Origin of the sequence: Vreelandella neptunia (assembly GCF_000712975.1) — a bacterium.
Taxonomy (GTDB): Bacteria; Pseudomonadota; Gammaproteobacteria; order Pseudomonadales; family Halomonadaceae; genus Vreelandella; species Vreelandella qaidamensis.
In genome coordinates this window covers 634,385-656,021 of the sequence record NZ_JHQL01000001.1, presented here as the reverse complement: position 1 = coordinate 656,021, position 21,637 = coordinate 634,385, and the positions used below count along the sequence as shown (strand labels likewise).

Genomic DNA, 21,637 nt, shown 5'->3' with positions numbered 1-21,637 from the left:
AATCAATGCTCCTCTCTCAAAATCGAGAACCCACCAAAAAGCCCCTACCACTTAACTACGTGATAGGGGCTACATGGTGATGCCTGAATAGATACGCCCGTACTAGGTAATCTTTGTAACGATACACCTCGATCAGCGCATGGTTACTGTTTTAAAGTGACAGTCTTAAAAACGGTACTTTAGACCCACGCTGGCAGCATCGAAATCATAGGCAGATTTATCCAAGTAACGCATATAGTCCGCACCTACAGAGACATTCGGGGCGATATCCATTTCCGCGCCTGCACCGTAGGAGAAACCGGTTTCACGGTCGTTGTTAATATCTACCTCAGTGAAGCCCGCTAAGCCGTATAAACGCACTTCAGGTGCAATGGGTACAATACCTTTCGCATAGGCACCGGCGACATGATCTAGCTCGGCGCCGCCATCAGAACCGCCAGACCCTAAATGCGCTTCCAGGGCAAAATAGTCATTGAACTGTGCCCCACCGCGGAGACGTAAGCCAACGTCATCGCGGGAAGAGCCTCTTTCTGGGTTCAGGCTCCAAAACATGGCATCACCGCCCACATATCCTTGTGGGTACTGGAAGGGCTGTTGCGCTTGAGCCGATGCCGCGAAAGTACTCGCACCAACGAAAAGCGCGGCGGAGGTAAGTGATAATACGGTCATCTTCATAAGTTAAACCTCAGTTAAAAAACAGTGTTTCCTTACACTTTTTAATTGTGGCTCAACCCTATCGAGAACGCAATTTAACAGCTCAACTTGCATTTAATTTCCTTTTTCCGCTCCAGCTTAACGACCTTTAGAAAGGCTGAGCACAACAATGCCACCAACCACCACTGCTCCGCCAACCAGTTGGCTTGGGCTAAGCATCTGTCCTAGAACGATATAACCAAGTAATAAAGACGCTACTGGCTCGAAGTTCATCACCGGGGCATTGCGCGCCATATCCAGGCGAGGCACGAAAATAAATAGTAGGGAAAAAGCACTGCCATAGAGCAAAGCCAATAAGGCTAGTCCTGTCCAGCCTGCGCTGTTATCCGGCAAGCTCATTCCCCCAGGCACTGCGCCCAGCAACCCGCCAACAATCATGACAATAAATACCGTTTGCATGGTCAACAAGCTACGGAACGTGCTGCCAACCCCTGCCAGTCGATGCTCAGTAACCCAGAGCGCACAAGCAAACGCAAAAGCGGCAGTTAACCCAAATCCAATACCGGCTAACCATTCAGGCCCCATGGCATTAGCATCCGCAAACCAACTCGGTATATCGAGCACCACTAACAGCCCAATTAAGATCGTGCCCATAATCAGACAGCTACGCAGTGAAGGCCGAGACCCGCCTAGTGCCCAACTTAACAGCGCTAGTTGAATAGGAAAGGTATTGACCAGCAGGAGCGCAATAACCACCGGCAAGCGTGCAACCGCTGAATAAAGACTCACGCTTTGAATAGCAATAAGCAGCCCTACCGCTAATTGCCATGGCCAGGTGCTGGGAGGTAGCCAGAGTCGCTTCTTCTGAACTAGTACCAACGTCAGCAAAATCAAACACGCCACGCCTGAGCGCATTAATACCGCAAGCAGCAAGCCAGTGCCGTTATCAAACGCTAACCGCGCGGAAACGTGGTTGGCAGCAAACATCGTCGCTACTGACATCATCAAAAGAATGGCTAAGTGACGCGGCAGCAGCACGGGTAACGGCGAAGAAGACATAAGAAAAAAACGGCTCATTTTCAGTGGGTATGTCGTCAGAGTGCCGACATTTTAAGGTTAAGGCTAACCCAATAGCCCGCTAATATCATGCAACGCAGCATGCTAAACTAAGGTCTACCCCAATTTTATGCTAACTACTTTATAAAGGTTGTTATGAACACATCGGTGCTGGTCATTAACTGCGGCTCATCTTCTATTAAATATGCGTTGATTGATTCAGACCCTAATGCATCACGGTTAGCGGGTTTAGCAGAGCGACTAGGCAGTAGCGAAGCCTGTTTAAAGGGCAATACTAGCTCAGGTAAACGCTTCACTCAGACACTACCCAATGCTGATCACGCTGAAGCGCTGAAGGCCATTCTTGAGCGACTAGAAGGTCGAGTACCCGGTGCAGTTGGGCACCGTATTGTTCACGGCGGCGAGCACTTTACCCAGGCGGCAATGATTGACGATCATGTTATTGATGCAATTGAAGCCACTGCAGCGCTTGCGCCACTGCATAACCCGGCTAACTTAGCGGGCATTGCCGCTACCCAAGATGTGTTTCCTGACCTGCCTCAGGTAGCCGTGTTTGATACTGCTTTTCACCAAACACTGCCCCCACGGGCCTACCGCTACGCACTACCTGAAGCGTTGTATACCGAATACGGAATCCGTCGCTACGGATTTCATGGCACTAGCCATGCATATGTCAGCCAGCGTGCCGCCACATTAAGCAACCGCGGTGCAGGCGGCTGGCTGACCGCTCACCTAGGTAATGGCTGTTCTACTAGCGCCATCTGGAATAACCAAAGCCTGGATACCAGCATGGGGCTTACGCCGCTGGAAGGCTTAGTGATGGGAACCCGCAGCGGCGATGTCGACCCTGGCTTGCATGCTCATCTTCACCGCCAACTAAATTGGTCACTGGATGAGATTGACAACGTACTTAACAAGCAAAGTGGCTTATTAGGCCTTTCCGGCCTGACCAATGATATGCGTGAGGTCGAAGACCAAGCGCTGGCTGGTCATAAAGGTGCCAAACTCGCGCTAGACGTATTTTGCTATCGGATTGCTAAATCGCTAGCGGCCCTCTCCTGTGCCCTGCCACAACTCGATGGCATTATTTTTACCGGCGGCATTGGTGAAAACTCACCCACCGTTCGTCGTAACGTATTGGCACTATTACCTCACTTTCGTTTCAGTGTCGATGATGTGGCTAACGAAGCCACCATTCGCGGCAAAGAAGGCAAGGTGGATAACGCCGATCACCATGGTCCCGAAGTATGGGTCATTCCCACTGATGAAGAGGGACGTATCGCCATGGAAACCCGCCACTGCGTGGAGACCTCTGAATGAACAACGCTACCGAGCAGCCCCAGGCTATCTTACTGGTGCCTACTAGCATGGGAGCTGGGTTAACCTCCGCTTGCCTAGGGTTAATTCAAGCGCTGGATACCATCGGCCTGAAAGCCGGCTTTTTAAAGCCATTTATGCAAAATGAGCTAAACGGCCCAGGACTGGACCGTTCAACGGCGCTGGTGTCGCGTACGCTGAATCAACGCCCGCCCTCACCTATTTCCCAGGCACGGCTTGAACGTTTACTACGCGATGATCAAACCGATGAGCTGATGGAAAACGTCGTTGAGCTCTTTGAGCAGGTCACCCAACAGGCCTACCGAGACGGCAGCGCCTTAGACTTAGTCGTGGTGGAGGGCGTTGTTCCTACCCAACACACCACCTATGCGACCCAAACCAATGCCCAACTCGCCGACGCCCTGAATGCACGTATCATCCTGGTCGGTACTGGTGATTTAAACGAACCGCAACAGCTTGCCGAAGAGCTGGATATGCATGCCAGAAGCTTTGGCGGTGTTAGTTCCAGTCGCACGCTGGGCGGCATTTTAATGCGCATGAAAAACCTGCCCTATGGGCAGGAAGACGATCTTTCTGCAGCACCTGGCACAATTAAACCCCACCTTGAAGAGCCAATACTCAATGAACTGCGCCGCTATTCACCAGCGCTAGCAACCGACAGTTTTCATCTGATTGGCGTGGTGCCTTACAGCAATACCCTGAGCGCACCGCGCACTTTAGATGTTGCGCGGGCGCTGAATGCCACCATGCTCAATGAAGGGGAAGCCATTAGCCGCCGCGTGCTTTCTACCAGCCTGTGCGCGCGCAGTGCCGCCAACGCACTGCATATTTTCAAACCGGGCAGCTTGGTCGTCGCCTCTGGTGACCGTGATGATGTGATACTAGCATCCGCGTTGGCCACCATGAACGGCACCCAGCTAGCAGGCGTACTGTTAACTAATGGCTTCCTGCCTAACGACAACATGATTGAAATGTGCCGCCCGGCGCTTAAAACCGGACTTCCGGTTCTGGTAGTAGAGACTGACAGCCTAACCACTGCCCAGAACCTCAGCCAACTCAGCCGCGAAATCCCTATGGATGATTTCGAGCGTGCCGAACAGGTGGCACGTTATGTGGCTGCCCACATGGATTTAGAGTGGCTAAAAGCGAAGCTCAGCCGTGGCTACATTCACCGCCTGTCGCCGTCAGCGTTTCGTCACCAGCTCGTTAAGCTTGCCCAGCAGGCCAAGAAGCGCATTGTGTTGCCTGAAGGCGATGAGCCACGCACCATTGAAGCCGCGATTGTGTGTCAGCGCCGTGGTATTGCCGACTGCGTGCTGCTCGGCAAGCGCGACGATATCGAAAACGTTGCCCGTCATCGCGGCCTGACGCTGCCAGATACGCTAACTATTATCGACCCTGAAAGTACCCGAGCAAAATATATTAGCCCTATGGTCGAACGCCGGCGCGGCAAGCTAAATGAACTCACTGCTGAAGGTCAGCTGCAGGACAACGTGGTACTTGGCACCATGATGCTGCAGTTAGATGAAGTCGATGGCCTTGTATCCGGTGCGGTACACACCACTGCCAATACCGTGCGCCCAGCCTTCCAGTTGATCAAAACTGCACCGGAATATAATCAAGTATCATCGATCTTCTTTATGTTATTGCCGGAACAAGTTGTGGTCTACGGAGATTGCGCGGTTAATCCTGATCCAGACGCAGAAACACTGGCAGAAATCGCTATTCAAAGCGCTCGTTCGGCAGAAGCGTTTGGTATTGAACCGCGTGTCGCCATGATCAGCTACTCCACCGGTGATTCCGGCACAGGTGCCGATGTTGATAAAGTGCGCGAAGCTACCCGCATTGCCAAAGAGCGCGCTCCACATCTCGCGATCGACGGTCCTTTGCAATACGATGCAGCCGCTATTGAGAGTGTTGGCAAGCAAAAAGCCCCAGACTCCCCTGTTGCGGGCAAAGCAACGGTGTTTGTTTTCCCCGACCTGAACACAGGTAACACCACCTATAAAGCCGTACAGCGTAGCGCTCGTGTGGTCAGTGTAGGCCCGATGCTGCAAGGCTTGAACAAGCCGGTTAACGATCTTTCCCGCGGCGCCATGGTCGACGATATCGTTTACACCATTGCACTCACCGCGATTCAGGCGAGCCAGCGGGAAAGCTAGGCCACTAGCCACTCTTTGTACGCACTACTAAAACGCCCCGAACAGATAATGAGCTGTTCGGGGCGTTTTAGGTTCAGCGTCAGAATTTATCGTTCAATGAGCGGCGAAGTATCACGCCCACATCGGCACCATGGCTTCCAACACCATGACTAGGCTCATGGCGGTAATAGTCAGGATGGACACGCCAAACACCTTTTTAGCCCAGCGCACGTCATCACCCAGTCGAAAGCCACATAATGCTAAGTAAAGCCAGTAGCCCCCCATTGCCAAGGCCACGAACAGGTAGCCGGCGCCCGCTTGGCTTGCCAGTACCAGTGCCAGTGAGGCAGGAATAAACGCAATGATATAGCCAAGAATATGATGCTTGGCTCGTTTAATACCATGCACTACCGGTAGAACAGGGATCGAGGCACGCCGGTAGTCCGCATAACGAAAAATCGCAATCGCATAAGAGTGCGGCATCTGCCACAGACAAAAGATGACCAGTAGCATGAAAGCACCGCTATCAAACTGCCCTGTCACCGCACAGTAACCCACGACCGGCGGCATTGCCCCAGAAAGACTACCCACCAGCGTGCCGTATTCAGAGTGCCGTTTCATATAGAGGCTATACAGCCCTACGTAAACCCCCCAGCCGATCACCGCTAATGCCACCGTCAAGCCATTGGTACCCAAAGCCAAACACACCACACCCGCTACCCCAAGCAGCGCCGACACACCTAGCGCTTGGGTAATAGAGACACGTCCTTTAGCCAGAGGGCGATGGCGAGTGCGCGCCATTAGCGCATCAATATCGCGGTCTATAACATTATTGCAGGCACAGCCAGACGCGATGACCAGGGCAATGCCCACCATAACAGCAGCAAACGTTATCCAATCGAATGTTCCATGAGCGGCTAAAAAATAGCCGCCGAGCGTTGCGATCAAATTGCCACCAATGATCCCTGGCTTGGTTAGCGCCAGCAGGTCGCGCCAACGGCTGGGCGCCACAACTAATCGATCATCATGTTGAGATGCGGATGCTGCATGATCCATAACGAGCCCCCTACCACCAGGACGAGTATCGCCAGAATTAAGACGAAGGATGCCAAGTCTCAACCTTCGTCCGCTTTGTTGTTTTTGTGCGTATGCGTTATCAGCTGAGCCAACATCTGAAGCGCAGCGATACAGCAATAATGGCCGCCAACTGGCGGGCATCTGTTTGACCGTTCACTAAACGCCATCACGGTTAGCACTAAAGATAGCAGAAGTCCGGCGACTTACGATTTAACGCTGCTATCGTAAGAGGTTAGGCAACCGTCACGCTTAGTGATGCCCGAGGAAGGCAATCAAGCAATTTAGGTGCATGCTCATCGTCGGTTACGACAATGTCGAAATCGGATAACGCGGCAAAATAGGCAGGACGCACTAAACCAAATTTACTGGCATCGACAATCAATAGGCGCTGCATAGCAGTCGCAATGGCGGCCTGTTTTGGCGCCACTTCGTGAAAATGGAAACAGCTAACCCCCCTTTCGCAATCTACCCCCGCCGCAGAGATCAGTGCTTTATTAATGCCTAAACGCTCAATAGCAGTACGCATACCATCACTGCCAAACGATTGCGACGAAGCATAAAACAGCCCCCCTAGCAGCACTAACCGCACATTCGGCAACGCGGCTACTGCATTTGCCACGTTAAGGGCATACGTCACCACAGTCAGCTCGCGGAAATGGCTAAGCTGGCTAAGCAACGGAATTAGCGTTGAACCGCAGTCGATAAAAAGTGTATCGCCCTCTTCAATCAAGCTAGCAACTCGCTGACAAAGGCGGTGCTTAATTTGATAGTGGCTCGCCTGCTGTTCAGTCAGATCGTACACCGGCGTTACGCCAGGGTAGCTTGCCATGACTAACCGACCGCCCAATAAGCTAATCGTCGAAGGTTGCGTAGTAACGTCCCGACGGATCGTCATTTCAGAAACACCACACAGCTCAGCAGCATCGCGTAGATGCAATGTTCCCCCACTGGCAAGCGCTTCTTGCAACCTTGCCAAACGCTGAGCGCTTCGGTCATTCATGGCAAACCTCTCCTTTAATCTCAAGTTCAGATGTTATTTGCTATCAGCGCTTAGCGGCTATTCAAAACCTATGCTGGGCCAGCCCTCATGATATTTCCACTGCCATACACTGCCTTGCGGCCATGTGAGATTCATATCACATATACATAGCGTTGATGTCGTAATACTTGCAAATCAACGTTAAAAAAATAACACTCAATGTTATAATTTTAACATCACCGCCAGCCCACACGACCCATAACAAACCCTGTTGAGGCTTTCATGACTGCTCAAACCCCTTCACGTTTCCCTTTCGTCACGCTTGGCGCTGGCGTTTTACTAGCAAGCTCTATACTGGCAACCCCGGTATTCGCAGGCGATAGTCAGCCGCAACCCCTTGACCGCCTGTGGTCGTTTGCCAACGTGTCAGTCAATTACCTAGACTGGTCGAATGGCACTGAGGCACGCACCGCGAATAATGCAGCAAAAAGCGATTTTACCTTCGTTGAAATCGAAGGCGGCGTTGGCTTTAGCTGGGGTGAATTTTACGGCTTCTTCGATTTCGAGAATCCGACTAATGACCAGTTTGACGAATCGAGCGGTGGTAAAGACAACTTTCGTACCGCAGGAAAAGTCACCTCGCATATCTATTTAGGCGACAGCCCGCTATCGATCTACGCCCACCTGTACGATTTCCGCGATTATGGTTTCAACGCCCGCGAGCAGGATCAAATTCTCGGCCTTGGCTACCGCACGACGTTCGACAATGGCCTATGGTTCAAACCGTTTATTGGTGCCGCTCGGGTACAAAGCGATGGCTATACCGGCATGAACGGCTACATGGCAGGCTGGGTAGCAGGTTACGACTTTACCGCATTAAACCAGAACTTCAGCGTTACCAATTGGCATGAACAGACCTTTGGTCGTGACAATGAGTACCTGGAACAAAACTACGTAAACGGCACCGCAGGTAGTGTGGGCACCAACGGCGCGCTTAGCTTGTGGTGGCATCCTTCTGACTTAATTACCACTGGCGTGCAGTATCGCTACTCAGAGAACAAACTGGGTACCCCGAACGCTTATCAAAACGCGATGATTTACTCCATCAAGCTAAACTTGCTGTAATCGCTCCACTTCACACGCTCGGAAGGTACCCACATGACCCTCATCATGAGCCTGGTAGGTATGGTTACGCTGGTAATCATTGCACTTATCTTCTCTTACGACCGTAAATCGATTCGGCTACGCACCGTGCTCGGCGCCTTTGCCATTCAGGCGGGTATTGGTGCATTTGTGCTGTATGTGCCCTTTGGCCAAGCAGTTTTACAAGCTATTTCGTCCGGCGTTAGCCAAGTATTGGTCTACGCCAATGACGGTATTGGCTTTCTGTTTGGCGGCTTAGCCGATGTCGACAACGTCGGCTTTGTTTTCGCTATTAAAGTACTCCCCGTGATTATCTTTTTCTCATCACTCATCGCGGTACTTTATTATGTAGGCATCATGCAGTGGGTGATCCGGATTTTAGGCGGCGCACTGCAAAAAGCCCTTGGCACTTCACGCACCGAATCGCTTTCTGCCACGGCAAACATCTTTGTTGGCCAAACCGAAGCGCCTCTAGTAGTACGTCCGTTTATTGCCCGTATGACACCTTCTCAGCTGTTTGCGGTGATGTGCGGTGGCCTGGCATCGGTGGCCGGCTCGGTACTGGCGGGCTACGCAGCATTGGGTATACCCATGGAATACTTGGTCGCCGCTTCGTTTATGGCGGCACCGGGTGGCCTACTGTTTGCCAAGCTGATCATGCCTGAAACTCAAGACGCGACCGATAGCGACAGCGTTTCTAGGGTAGAAGAAGAGCTTAAAGAGCAGGAAGATAAACCGGCCAACGTATTGGATGCAGCGGCAGCAGGCGCCACGTCAGGCATGAAACTTGCCGCCAACGTCGGTGCCATGCTGCTCGCATTTATTGCGCTAATTGCCCTTATTAACGGCATTTTAGGTGGCATTGGCGGTTGGTTTGGCTTTGAATCACTCAGCCTTGAACTGATTCTCGGCTGGCTGTTTGCACCGCTTGCCTTTCTACTTGGCGTCCCTTGGGAAGAGGCCACGCTGGCGGGCTCGTTCATAGGTCAAAAACTGGTGGTGAATGAGTTTGTAGCCTTTATCAACTTGGCTCCCTACATTGATGGGGAACAGGTGGTAGCCGCCACAGGTCAAATGATGACACCGCACACCATGGCAATTCTTTCCTTTGCATTATGTGGTTTTGCCAACCTGTCATCCATTGCCATTTTGCTGGGCGGTTTAGGCAGTATTGCTCCTACTCGCCGCAAAGAGATTGCCCGTTTTGGCGTGAAGGCCGTATTAGCCGGTACACTCTCTAATCTAATGTCAGCTTCTATTGCTGGCTTCTTTATTGCGTTGAGTAGCGCCACAGCTTAACGCAGCGTGTACGACCCTTTGCAACGGGCGCTGCTGTTTTTACGCAGTGCCCGTTTTGTCTTTTATTTATCTGTGAGAACTCCATGACTGCGACTGCCTCTCCTCAGCACACTCAAGCCCAACTTACCCAAGCTGCCCGCCAAGCACTCACCCTCATGGATCTAACGAGCCTGAACGACAGTGACACCGATAGCACGATTGAAGCGCTGTGCCAGCAAGTTAAAACACCCTTTGGCAACCCAGCAGCGGTATGCGTTTATCCCCAATTTGTGGTTACCGCGCAGCGTGCGTTAACCGCTCATAAGCTCAATGACCAGGTTAAAATTGCCACGGTTACTAATTTTCCTAACGGTGGTGACGACATCATGGGCGCCGCCCGTGAAACCCGCGACGCCGTCGCTTCCGGTGCCCATGAAGTGGATGTGGTATTTCCCTACCGTGCGCTAATGGCAGGCGATGAAGCCACCGGCCTTGAGCTGGTCGAAATGTGCAAAGCCGCCTGCGCCGGCCAAGCAAAGCTAAAAGTCATCATTGAATCGGGCGAACTCAAAGATCCTGCGCTTATCAAGCGTGCCAGTGAACTGGCTATTGAAGGTGGCGCAGACTTTATTAAAACATCGACGGGTAAGGTTGAAACAAACGCCACCCTGGAAGCCGCTGAGATCATGCTCAACGTGATTAAAGCCAGCGGAAAAGATGTTGGCTTTAAAGCCGCTGGCGGCGTGCGCACCGCTGAAGAAGCAGCCGAGTATCTAGCACTTGCTACTAATATTATGGGCCCACAGTGGGTAACGCCTGAGCACTTCCGGTTTGGTGCTTCCAGCCTGCTGGGTAATTTATTGAATACGTTAAGTGGCGTCTCACTCTCCACGACTGAAGGAGGTTATTAATGTCGTCTACCGCTTCCCATCACGCTCTCCTGCCTCAGGAACTGATTCGCCTGAAGCGCGATCAACAGCCGCTTCCAGCGGAAGAGATCAAAGCCTTCGTGCAGGGTATTGCCGATGATCGCATCAGCGATGCCCAGATTGGTGCCTTCACCATGGCGGTGTTCTTAAATGGCATGAGCCGTGAAGAAGTCGTTGCACTGACCACAGCGACCAGAGACTCCGGCCATGTCATGCAGTGGGATTCCCTCAACCTCCCAGGCCCCGTTGTCGATAAACACTCCACTGGCGGCGTTGGTGATCTAGTGTCGTTGGTACTCGGCCCCTGGGTCGCCGCCTGCGGCGCGTTTGTGCCGATGATTTCAGGTCGTGGCCTTGGCCACACTGGCGGCACCCTGGACAAGCTGGAATCGATCCCCGGTTACGACCCCTACCCTGCGCCAGAACGCTTTAGCAGCGTGGTGAAATCCACCGGTGTAGCGATTATCGGCCAAACCGGCAACCTGGCCCCCGCCGATAAACGCATTTACGGCGTACGTGATGTGACCGCCACCGTGGAATCCATTCCACTAATTACCGCCTCTATTCTAGGTAAAAAGCTGGCCTCCGGTTTAGACGCCTTAGTGATGGACGTTAAGGTTGGCAGCGGCGCCTTTATGCCCACGCCGGAAAAATCCCGCGAGCTTGCCAAGAGCATCGCCAACGTGGCGACCCAGGCCGGCACGCCGACCACGGCCCTACTCACCGACATGAGCCAGCCGCTGGCCCCCTGCGCTGGCAACGCGGTCGAAATCGTCGAGACCCTAGCCCTGCTGCGCGGCGAACGTTCTGATAGCCGTGTGATGCAGGTTACTCGTGAACTTGCGGTAGAAATGCTGATGGCGGGTAAGTTGGCCGCTAACCGTGAAGAAGCCCTGACTAAGCTGGAAAAAGCGCTCACATCAGGTGCGGCCGCGGAAGTCTTCGCCCGGATGGTGCGCGAGCTGGGCGGCCCCGCCGACTTTATGGAACGCTCGGATAGCTACCTAGCTACTGCACCGGTCATTCAGCCGGTGTATCCCGAGCAGAGTGGCATCGTACAGCGCATCGACACCCGCGCCGTCGGTATGAGCGTCGTCGAGCTAGGCGGTGGCCGCCTGCGCAACGACGCTAGCGTCGATCACAGCGTCGGTTTTAGCGATATTGTCGAGATTGGCGATCGCGTCGATAGCCAACGACCGCTCGCCATGGTCCACGCCCGTAGTGAAGACGCAGCCAACCGCGCCGCTGCTCAGCTACGTGCCGCCATGATCCTTGGCGAAGACGTTGCCGTAGCGGACACCCTGCTTCAAGACACCTTCCGAGGAGAAGCCTAATGCGTCGTGCGATTGTAGTCGTCCTTGATTCGTTTGGAATTGGTAGCGCTCCCGACGCTGACAAGTTTGGCGACCAGGGAGCTGACACCCTGGGCCACATCGCGGCCGCCTGCGCCCGCGGTGACGCCGATACCGCTGAACGCTCAGGTCCTCTGAAACTGCCGAATATGGCGGCGCTTGGGTTGTTCCACGCCCATCGCGATGCAACAGGAAGCGTGGCTGAAGGCGTTAGCCTACCGACCCAATTAAAAGGCGCGTACGCCCACGCCAAAGAGATTTCTAGCGGCAAAGACACCCCTTCCGGCCATTGGGAAATTGCTGGCGTACCAGTACGCTTTGACTGGGGCTATTTTCTCGATAAAACCAACAGCTTCCCCGCCGAGCTGTTGGAAAAAATCGTGCAACAAGCCGATCTGCCTGGTGTGATTGGCAACTGCCACGCCTCTGGCACCGAGATCATCGCCCGCCTGGGTGAAGAGCACGTCCAAAGCGGCAAGCCGATTGTGTATACCTCAGCAGATTCCGTGTTTCAGATTGCCGCCCATGAGGAACACTTTGGTTTAGAGCGTCTCTACGCCCTATGCGAAACCGTGCGCGAACTGCTTGCGCCCTACAACATTGGCCGCGTGATTGCCCGCCCGTTTATTGGCGATGACAGCAAAAGCTTTGCCCGCACCGGCAACCGCCGCGACTACAGCGTCGAGCCACCCAGCCCCACCGTGCTGCAGAAACTGGCAGATGCGGGCGGTGAGGTCGTCTCGATTGGCAAGATCGCGGATATCTACGCCCATTGCGGCATTACCCATAAGATCAAAGCCAGCGGTCACGATGCGCTGATGGAAGCCACGCTTAGTGAAGTAGCACGCACCGCTCAAGAATCCAGCGACCGCCCGACCATGATCATGACCAATTTTGTTGATTTTGATTCGGTGTACGGCCACCGCCGTGACGTGCCGGGCTACGCCGCCGCGCTTGAGCATTTCGATGCCCGCCTGCCGGAACTGCTTGCCGCACTGAACGATGACGACCTGCTGCTACTCACCGCCGACCACGGTTGCGACCCCAGCTGGGAAGGCACCGAACACACCCGCGAATATGTGCCAGTGATGGTGCATGGCGCAGGGTTTGCCCCCGGCCCGCTAGGCGAGCGCGACACCTTTGCCGATATCGGCCAGACATTAGCCGCCTTCTTCGCCGTTGAAGCGATGGAAGACGGCAAGAGCTTTTTACCTAAAGCGGCTTAAAGGCCGATGACAAATCATTACACACTATTGTGCAAGGCCAGTATCAACCCGTAGCGGGGGTCTTTCGCCAAGGCCGGAAAATGTTCCCAACAATTCCGGCATTTCCGCCATCCATGGCGGTCAGATGGCGAAAGTAGCGCCCAGGGAAGGGTTTACAGCGCCCCCGCCTAGGGTTGTTAGGGCCAATCATTTTTTAGATAGGAGCGTTTTATGGCAACACCACATATCAATGCTGAGATGGGCGATTTCGCGGATACCGTTCTGATGCCCGGCGACCCGCTACGCGCCAAGTACATCGCCGACACTTACCTGGAAAATGTTCGTCAGGTCAACGATGTACGCAGCATGCTCGGTTATACCGGCACTTACCAGGGCCGTGAAATTTCGGTCATGGGCCACGGCATGGGCATACCGTCAGTGTCTATTTATGCCAAAGAACTGATTACCGACTACGGCGTTAAGTCGATTATTCGTGTGGGTTCCTGCGGCGCGGTGCGCGACGACGTCAACGTGCGTGACGTGGTCATTGGCATGGGTGCCTGCACCGATTCCAAAGTGAACCGTATGCGCTTTAACGACCACGATTTCTCGGCCATCGCTGACTTTGAGCTGACCAGCCACGCGGTAGCAGCTGCCAAGGCGCAGAATGTGCCGGTAAAAGTCGGCAATATCTTCTCAGCGGATCTGTTCTACAACCCGCAAACCGAAATGGCTGAACTGCTCAAGCGCTACGGCATCGTGGGTGTGGAAATGGAAGCGGCAGGCCTTTACGGCGTGGCGGCAGAGTTTGGCGCTCGCGCGCTAACCATCTGCACGGTATCTGACCATATTCTGAAAGGTGACTCGCTCTCCAGCGCCGACCGCCAGACCACCTTCAACGATATGATGACGATTGCGCTAGACACAGTACTGCGCGACGATGCCGCTAAGGCCTAATCGCCATTTATGAGGATAATGCCATGAGCCAAGCGGATAAGGCACTGGTTGACACGCTGCTGACCACCTTGGGCAATGCTTATGCGCCCTACTCCAATCACCCGGTGGCCGCGGTAATGGAGTGCCCGGATGGTCAGCAGTTCGCGGGCGCCAACGTGGAAGTGGCGCACTATAAGGGGCTGTGTGCGGAAGCCTCGGCGATTTCCGCCATGATTACCGCTGGTCAGCGCGAGCTTGCCAAGGTGTACGTGATGGGGCCAGGTGAGCACCTGTGCACCCCCTGCGGCGACTGCCGCCAGCGCATCCGTGAATTTGCCACCCCAGAAACGCAAATCATGGTGCTTTCCCACCAGGGCGACGTGCTGAAAACCTACACCATGGAAACACTACTGCCTGACGCCTTCGGGCCCGAGCAACTACCACCGCGCTAAGTGTTCACCCAGTTTCCCGCATGACTAGCGTCACCGGCAGCGATACATGCCGGGGCGCTTTACCTGCTAGCGCTTCACCCAACAGCTCGACACTCATTGCCGCAATCGCCGCAATATCTTGGCGAATGGTCGTTAGCCCAGTGGCAAGGGTTGGCAGGTCATCAAAGCCGGTCACTGCGACATGGCGAGGCACGTCGACTCCCCTGTCTTCCAATACAGCAACGCAGCCTAGCGCCAGCTCATCGGTGGCGCACAGTAGCGCATCAAATGGCAGTGCTTGGCCGCTTGGCATATCCGCCAACAACCGATTTAAATAGCGATAGCTGGTTAGTGAATCTGAGCTAAAGCGGTGCGGCAGGCTAATCAACTGCTCAGAAAGTCCTGCTGTATCAAGCGCCCGTCGGTAGCCCTCTAAACGGCTATGAGGATGCGGCATTTCCAGTTCACCGCCGACAAAGGCGAGCCGGCGACGCCCTTGCGCGATGAGGTGGTGCGTCATTTCATAAAACCCTTGAGCATCATCCGGTGCAACCGAAAATCCTTGCCCTGGGTTGCCAATACGTACAAAAGGCACGCCGGCATTTTCTAGCAAGCTGGGGCGCGCATCCTCAGAGGTTTCACCCAGCAGAATAGCCGCGCCCGCCCGTTCGGGAAGCTCGGCAGTTTGCGCATGGTGGAAAAAGATCGGCACCATGCCCTGCTGGTGCAGTGCCACGGTTAAGTGTTGATACAACAAAATATAGTAGGGGCGCAGCTCGATATCCTGACGCCCCAAGGAAATACCGACCACCGCCGCTTTACCACTAATCAGTTGCCTAGCCGCCGCGCTAGGCTGGTACGCCACCTCGCGGCTAATGGTGAGAATTTTTTCCCGCAACGCGTCGCTTAGCCCAGGCTTACCATTAAGCGCCCGACTGACCGATGCAATAGAAACATCGGCCCGTCGGGCTATTTCACGTATGGTTGCCGTTTGGGCGCCCTGTTTGGTCTGTTTCATGCCATGCCTCAGCGATTTGGCTGTTGATTGTGCCAAAAATTGCGCTGGAAAACGTCAGGCATGATGACAAATAGTGTTACCAACTTATTGCCTTACCAACCGCGCCTCCCGATTCGGGAAAGCTCGCTGTCGAGCTGCTGAATGGCTTGTTCGGGGGAGATGTCACCGGATAGGGCATCATGCACGCGGTTGAATACCGCATTCGACACCCGCGGATACGACTCGCCTGTCACGCTCGCTGGACGTGGTACACCGTTCATGACGGTTTCATAAAGTTCGCCAATAAACGGGTGAGCTTCTAATACCTCGGCATTTTCATAGAGCACGGGCCGCGTCGGGTTGCGACCAAACTCAATGGCGTGAGCTTTCTGCTGCTCCTCAGCCGTGAGATAAGCCACTAGGTCAGCGGCGATATCAGGGTGCTCTGAGTAGCGCGAAACCGCCCAGTTCCAGCCGCCAAGCGTCGCGACAGACTGCCCTTCGGGCCCACTGGGTAACGGCGCGACGCCAAACTTACCTTGAATGGGTGTGCCATCAGCCTGCCCTAACGACCAGACATAAGGCCAGTTGCGCATAAACACGGCATTACCCGCCTGGAACACCCCACGTGCTTCTTCTTCCATATAGTTGCGCACGCCTTCCGGGCTAATATCCCCAATCCAAGAGGCTGCTAGTACGATCGCCTCGATGGCGTGGGGGTTATTGATGGTGACTTGCCCATCAGCATTCACAAAGGTGCCGCCACCGTAGCTGGCTATCCACTCCAACGCATTCGTGGTCAGCCCTTCATAGGCACGCCCTTGAAACACAAACCCATGCATGCGCGCATTACCTGCGTCGCGTTCAGACTGCTGGATATGCCGCGCAGTGTCAGTCAACGCTTGCCAAGTTTCTGGCACGTCGGCGTCGTATTTGTCCAACAAGTCATGGCGGTAATAGAGTAACCCTGCATCCGTAAACCACGGCAATGCCACCAGCTTGCCCTGCACGGTATTATTGTCCATCAGCGAGGGAATAAAGCCGTCAGCCGCGCCTTCCGGCAAGTGCTTATTCAGGTCAACCAAGTGGTCGGCAAGTAGCCCTGGCCACACAATATCCACCATCAGCACATCCACATCTTGGGATTGGCTGCCTAATAGCTGCTGATAAAGCGACAACTTCTCAGTGGCCGATGCTGGCGTGGTGACAATATTGACGTGGTGGCCGTTAGCTTCTGCCCAGCGCTGAGCTAACACAGGGCAGAAGTCTGCTGCCCCACCATCGCCACAGGCAATGGTAATTTCAGCCGCCATGGCAGGCAGCGTTGCGGGCAGCAAGGCAAGCAGCACCGCTGATGAGCGCAGGTAATGACGCATAGCATTCACCTCGATTGTTATTGGTAGTTAGGATTGTTATTAGTAGATAGGGTGCTCGTTAACTTAATCGGGTTAGTATTTTGTTATTTGAAGAGCCAACCGCCTAGCTGGCAATTGCTAGGCTGCGATCTTCCTGACTTGATACAAAACAGGCATCGAGTACGGTTTGAATCGCCGCGCCGCGCGCAAAATCTGGCTGATCGTTATCCCCGCTGCGAATGCTTTCGATAAAGCGCTGGTAAATACTCGGCGTGGGCGGTGCTTTCACGGTGCTCCAGCGAGCGGGATGTACGTCATCATCGAGACATACCTGCACATCCTCTTTTGAGGCGTCCAGGTCAATACGAATCGCTCCTTTATCGCCGTGTACACTCAGCGCCAGCGAGTTGTGATGCCCGGTTGCCCAACGAGTAGCCTGAATAGTGCCCTTTGCGCCATTGGCAAATGACACTCTCATCAGCGCCGTATCATTGGCATCCAGCACATACTCACCAATGCGATTGTCTGGCGCTTTTTCAAAGCAGGTTAGCTCACAGTTAACGCGGGTAATGTCGCCCACAGGGAAGCTGGCAAAGTCGACAATGTGCACGCCGACATCGCCTAATACGCCTTTGCTGCCGTGGGACTCGGAAAGCCGCCACAACCACTGGCTATCTTCATTCCAGCGCCCCCAGGCGTTACTCACCAGCCAGCTTTGCCGATAACTGGCGTCTACATGACGAACTTGGCCAATCGCGCCTCCCGCAATCAGCGCACGCGCATGCTGAATAGCCGGAGCATCACGGTAGCTTAAGTTAACCATGTTGATCACGTTAGCAGCCTGGGCAGCAACCGCCATTTCATGAGCATCTTGTGCATTTGTCGCCAGCGGTTTTTCACACAGGATATGCTTGCCAGCGGCAATAGCGGCCAGCGACGTGGCTTTGTGAACACCATCTGGAGTGACGTTACTTACCGCATGAATATCATCCCGAGCCAGCATGGCCTCAAGGTCTTGATACACGTCGGCAATGCCGTGATACTCGGCAAACGCCTGGGCTTTAGCCAGGTCTCGGTCGCACACGGCAACTACCTCGATGCCTTCAAGACGGCCAAAATGCTTGGCGTGCTCGCCAGCCATGCTGCCTGCACCAATTATCGCTAAACGGATCATTTAAAACCCTCCTCGCCGGGTTTATGCAGGCTTTCACCTTTAATTTCGACCGGATTAGGCGCTTGGTCAGCGGGAACATTAGGGCAGCTGTCGACCCACAGTGAGCCTTCTGGGCGCGCCCAAGTCACGGCGTTTTTCAACACAGTTTTCACTTGAGCATCGTAATAAATCGGGTAAGTTTCGTGGCCGGGACGGAAGTAGAAAATCTTACCGTTGCCACGTTTATAGGTCAGACCAGAGCGGAATACTTCCCCCCCCTCAAAGGCACTGATAAAGATCACTTCATCAGGATTGGGCACCGCAAACGGTTCGCCGTACATTTCGGTATGGGGCAGCTCGATATAGTCCCCCAGCCCTTGAACAATCGGGTGACCTGGGTTCACCACCCAAAGCCGTTCCCGCTCACCCGCTTCACGCCACTTTAGTGAACACGTAGTTCCCATTAAGCGCTTAAAGATTTTCGAGTAGTGCCCAGAATGCAGCACAATCAAGCCCATGCCCTGGAGCACGCGCTTTTGAACGCGATCAACCGTCTCCTCCAATACATCGCCATGGGCGGCGTGGCCCCACCATAGCAGTACATCCGTGCTTTCAAGCGTTGCTTCGCTCAAGCCTTGCTCAGGATCCTGCAGCGTCACGGCAGAGGCATTTATGCCTTCCGCTTCGTTTAAACCTTCGGCGATGCACTGGTGCATGCCCTTAGGGTAAATACGCGCCACGACATCATTGGTTTGCTCGTGGACGTTTTCTCCCCATACGGTCACGTTAATGCTCATAGATTCTCCTTGCGAAATAAAACATCTTCAAAAATGACCTTCGAGGCTTAAAGTAAACGTTTACCTGCAAAGAGTAAACGTTTACTTAAGTACAACTTTAGTCGCTTTTTACGAGCAAAAAGAGTGCGCATTAGCCGATGGACTGGTTTTTTTGTTTAATTTAATAAGTGCCTGACGATGACTCCACCCCAGCCCTCCGAGCCGTCCTTGTCATTCCCGCATGCCCTGCCACTTCGTCATTCCCGCATGCCCTTAGCGGGAATCCATGTTGACCTGGGGTTTCGGGCTGCTGCAGGCCAAGGTGGATTCCCGATAACCCCACTCGGGAATGACGGCGCGGTGACTCGGGAATGACGTGCGGTGCTCGCTTTGGGAGGTGGCCGCTTTGTTATATGGGCTAGAGGATAATGCCAGTCAGCATTAACTAACTGGCTTTACGCATTAGCGCCCACAAAAAAGCCCGCTGCACAAAGGCAACGGGCTGTTTAGATAAGAAACACAACGTATTAGAAATAGCCCGCCCCGCGTGGCATCATACCAAGGTGATTTTCAACACTCTTTACACCCTGTGTATTTTCCGCCGCGACAGTCACCGCTTGCTTCTGTTCTGCAGACTCGACTAGCCCCCAAATTTCTACGGCTCCACCATCGACAATCACACTGAAACTTTCGGTTCGTACGCCGGTGTTACTGTCGATCTCTTTGAGAATCGCTTCACGAATAGAACGATCGTCCGCGGGCGACTGGGTCGGCGCAACAACCGCGTTGGCAATTCCTTGTAGTAAGTTTGCGCGACTGACGATACCCACTAACTTTCCATCTCTTACCACTGGCACACGTTTTATATGGTGCTTTTCTAATAGGCGAGCAATGGTATGCAGCGGTGCATTCTCTTCGACGGTTAATGGATTAGGGGTCATTATTTCATGCGCCTTGCGACCATGAGATTTAATATATGCCCCTGCGTCTTTGCCAGCACTGAAAAGGGATAGCCACCAAGAGCGGTTATCACCCGTCTCATCCTTCACGCGACGCATCAAATCGCCTTCACTTACAATTCCTAACACCCTGCGCTCGTCATCGACCACAGGCACGGCACTAATGCGATGTTCAAGTAGCATCTGTGCGATATCGCGCACATTTGCGTCAGGGCCTACACACACCACGTTGGGTGTCATAATGTCGATAGCTTGCACGGTATCATCCTCCAGGCGGCAAGGTTACAGCCGCAAATTATATTGCTCACCTTTTGAGACTAGTGTGCAACCGGAGATTTCGCTATGCGAGCCTAGCATCAGTGGCAATCTATTGATCCAACGCAGTTTATTTGTTGGCTTTAGCCACATTTTCTTCAGCGACTTTTTCGACATCAACAATACCTGAACGACTCACCACCACTTTCCACCGAGCGAGGTAGGTTGTGTCTTCACTCCCGGTTTCACGAATAACCAAGTTAAACAGGTGGCGCCTTTCAACACTCTCTCTAACAGCCTGCCCTTCTTTCAAACGGTAAATGAAGTGCTTCTCTTTGCTCATTAGGCGCGTCAGCATGGAAAGGTCAAAATGCAACGTTTCACGGGTATGTTCGTAGCCGCTTAAAAACCGGGTGGGTGACATACGTGAGCTGGAACGGTAATGAAGCACCTCTTCCTCACGTTGAGCGACTGTGCGGCGACGCATTTGCTGAATATCTTCATCCAGTGCAGCATAGCGTTTATAGTCGAACCACTCTAACTGCCGTCCGACCGATTGATTACGGGTGGGGTCAATATATTGACGACGCCATTTCGGCCTTCCACGTCGAAGCCAGCGCCATAACGTATTACGTAGATCGTCTTTAAATACTTCCCGCATCGCATAAAGCAGTGCCATTGCTAGCACAAACAGCGCCGTAACATCACCCAGCACGCTGCGTAAATGGAGCACACCCAGTGATACAAAGGTCATTACTACTGCTGTAGCCAATGCTTTTACGGCTTTTTGTTCGCCGCTGCCAAGCTCTAAGGCGCGCTGTTTCAACGTAATTGGATGCTCAATAAGTCGTCGTAACAAGCGCATTTTATTCGACATACGGGTAGGGTCGTCCATTACCCGCTCAGCGTTATACTCCTGCTCTTTTCGGTAATCACTTTCCCGTTGGCAGACAATGATAAAGCGGCGCTTAATCTCACTAAATTCTCCACCACGAGGCATATGCGCTACTAATGCCAACAGCTGCTGCTCAGTAAACCAAGAAAGGTAATTATCGATATTGGCAAAGTATTTATAGAGCCGCTCATCTGTAGGCGAATTGCGACGCAACCGTTTAAGAATGCCTTCGCTCAAATCGCTCATTTCATAGAGTTGATCACGGAGAGCATCGGCGAGTTCTTGGAACTCACCACTCTCTTGGCGCTGATCGCTGGGGGCATGACGCAGTTTTCGAGCCCGAACCAGCATTGCCTGTGTCGTTCGTTCTAACGCACCAACGTATTGGTAAGCGTATAAACTTAAGCTTAGCCGATAAGAATCGCTGCCTAGCTGATTGCGGCTCGCTAACCGGCTGTGAACCAGCGGCAAATGGTACTCATCACTATAGTAAGTACGTGAAACGTTGATCGCGCCGTGATAAAACGCTTCTTCGGAAATAACATGGGTGCTAAGCCCAAGCTCTTTGGGCACAAATAGGTAAACATCGAGCGTGTGCGACGTTTCTTCCTTGAGCCGTCGAGTGAGCCTCAGCTGAAAGCTGTTTTTACGCTCAACATTGATCACCTAACGAATCTCCTACTTCATTGCGTAACGCGATGATATAC

At 53.4% G+C, this 21,637-nt stretch carries 19 protein-coding genes; 9 read left to right on the top strand and 10 right to left on the bottom strand.

Going from position 1 to position 21,637, the window contains the following annotated elements; all coding sequences use genetic code 11:
• Positions 1-165: 165 nt before the first annotated feature.
• Positions 166-675 carry a porin family protein gene (locus CR46_RS0102995; RefSeq protein WP_030069988.1) on the bottom strand — a complete coding sequence of 170 codons (510 nt, stop codon included), beginning with the start codon at positions 673-675 and terminating at the stop codon, positions 166-168.
• A gap of 117 nt (positions 676-792) precedes the next feature.
• Complete coding sequence (locus CR46_RS0102990; protein WP_030069986.1) at positions 793-1,713, bottom strand: EamA family transporter; 921 nt, start codon at positions 1,711-1,713, stop codon at positions 793-795.
• Positions 1,714-1,866: 153 nt separating this feature from the next.
• Between CR46_RS0102990 and CR46_RS0102985 the strand changes: the two genes are divergently transcribed.
• Positions 1,867-3,051, top strand: a complete 1,185-nt coding sequence (locus tag CR46_RS0102985; protein ID WP_030069984.1) for an acetate/propionate family kinase — start codon at positions 1,867-1,869, stop codon at positions 3,049-3,051.
• Complete coding sequence (gene pta / locus CR46_RS0102980; protein ID WP_030069982.1) at positions 3,048-5,231, top strand: phosphate acetyltransferase; 2,184 nt, start codon at positions 3,048-3,050, stop codon at positions 5,229-5,231. Before CR46_RS0102985 ends, pta begins: the two co-directional genes overlap by 4 nt.
• A 111-nt stretch (positions 5,232-5,342) precedes the next feature.
• Here pta and cyoE read toward each other — a convergent pair whose 3' ends face one another.
• Both cyoE and CR46_RS0102970 read right to left on the bottom strand, forming a co-directional pair.
• On the bottom strand, positions 5,343-6,266 hold the full coding sequence (gene cyoE / locus CR46_RS0102975; RefSeq protein ID WP_030069980.1) for a heme o synthase: 924 nt from the start codon (positions 6,264-6,266) through the stop codon (positions 5,343-5,345).
• A 253-nt stretch (positions 6,267-6,519) separates the two neighbouring features.
• Entirely contained in the window at positions 6,520-7,287 is a 768-nt protein-coding gene (locus CR46_RS0102970; protein ID WP_030069978.1) for a DeoR/GlpR family DNA-binding transcription regulator, read from the bottom strand.
• Positions 7,288-7,548: 261 nt separating this feature from the next.
• On the opposite strand from CR46_RS0102970, the gene CR46_RS0102965 reads away from it, so the two are divergent.
• The 7 genes from CR46_RS0102965 to cdd all read left to right on the top strand — a co-directional run bounded on the left by CR46_RS0102965 (position 7,549) and on the right by cdd (position 14,561).
• Entirely contained in the window at positions 7,549-8,391 is an 843-nt protein-coding gene (locus CR46_RS0102965; protein ID WP_030069975.1) for an outer membrane protein OmpK, read from the top strand.
• 33 nt (positions 8,392-8,424) lie between these two features.
• Positions 8,425-9,708: a NupC/NupG family nucleoside CNT transporter gene (locus tag CR46_RS0102960; protein ID WP_030069974.1), complete on the top strand. Its 1,284-nt coding sequence runs from the start codon at positions 8,425-8,427 to the stop codon at positions 9,706-9,708.
• 83 nt (positions 9,709-9,791) lie between these two features.
• Complete coding sequence (gene deoC, locus CR46_RS0102955; RefSeq protein ID WP_030069972.1) at positions 9,792-10,598, top strand: deoxyribose-phosphate aldolase; 807 nt, start codon at positions 9,792-9,794, stop codon at positions 10,596-10,598.
• The gene (gene deoA, locus CR46_RS0102950; protein WP_030069970.1) at positions 10,598-11,950 is read left to right on the top strand and encodes a thymidine phosphorylase; all 1,353 of its coding nucleotides are present in this window, start codon (positions 10,598-10,600) and stop codon (positions 11,948-11,950) included. Before deoC ends, deoA begins: the two co-directional genes overlap by 1 nt.
• Positions 11,950-13,194, top strand: a complete 1,245-nt coding sequence (locus tag CR46_RS0102945) for a phosphopentomutase (protein ID WP_030069968.1) — start codon at positions 11,950-11,952, stop codon at positions 13,192-13,194. Before deoA ends, CR46_RS0102945 begins: the two co-directional genes overlap by 1 nt.
• Positions 13,195-13,404: 210 nt before the next feature.
• Positions 13,405-14,130 carry a purine-nucleoside phosphorylase gene (gene deoD / locus CR46_RS0102940; protein ID WP_030069966.1) on the top strand — a complete coding sequence of 242 codons (726 nt, stop codon included), beginning with the start codon at positions 13,405-13,407 and terminating at the stop codon, positions 14,128-14,130.
• A gap of 23 nt (positions 14,131-14,153) precedes the next feature.
• The gene (cdd, locus tag CR46_RS0102935; RefSeq protein WP_030069964.1) at positions 14,154-14,561 is read left to right on the top strand and encodes a cytidine deaminase; all 408 of its coding nucleotides are present in this window, start codon (positions 14,154-14,156) and stop codon (positions 14,559-14,561) included.
• Between the two features lie 4 nt (positions 14,562-14,565).
• On the opposite strand, the gene CR46_RS0102930 is transcribed toward cdd, so the two are convergent.
• From CR46_RS0102930 to CR46_RS0102905, 6 genes are all read right to left on the bottom strand, one after another.
• A complete protein-coding gene (locus CR46_RS0102930) occupies positions 14,566-15,558 on the bottom strand; it encodes a LacI family DNA-binding transcriptional regulator (protein WP_030069961.1) in 993 nt (330 codons plus the stop codon).
• A gap of 92 nt (positions 15,559-15,650) precedes the next feature.
• Positions 15,651-16,913 carry an ABC transporter substrate-binding protein gene (locus CR46_RS0102925; RefSeq protein WP_030069960.1) on the bottom strand — a complete coding sequence of 421 codons (1,263 nt, stop codon included), beginning with the start codon at positions 16,911-16,913 and terminating at the stop codon, positions 15,651-15,653.
• A 103-nt stretch (positions 16,914-17,016) separates the two neighbouring features.
• On the bottom strand, positions 17,017-18,066 hold the full coding sequence (locus CR46_RS0102920) for a Gfo/Idh/MocA family protein (protein ID WP_030069958.1): 1,050 nt from the start codon (positions 18,064-18,066) through the stop codon (positions 17,017-17,019).
• The gene (locus CR46_RS0102915) at positions 18,063-18,842 is read right to left on the bottom strand and encodes a ThuA domain-containing protein (protein WP_030069956.1); all 780 of its coding nucleotides are present in this window, start codon (positions 18,840-18,842) and stop codon (positions 18,063-18,065) included. Before CR46_RS0102915 ends, CR46_RS0102920 begins: the two co-directional genes overlap by 4 nt.
• Positions 18,843-19,348: 506 nt before the next feature.
• Complete coding sequence (locus CR46_RS0102910) at positions 19,349-20,038, bottom strand: CBS domain-containing protein (protein ID WP_030069953.1); 690 nt, start codon at positions 20,036-20,038, stop codon at positions 19,349-19,351.
• Between the two features lie 127 nt (positions 20,039-20,165).
• The gene (locus CR46_RS0102905; RefSeq protein WP_030069951.1) at positions 20,166-21,596 is read right to left on the bottom strand and encodes a hypothetical protein; all 1,431 of its coding nucleotides are present in this window, start codon (positions 21,594-21,596) and stop codon (positions 20,166-20,168) included.
• Positions 21,597-21,637: the final 41 nt, after the last annotated feature.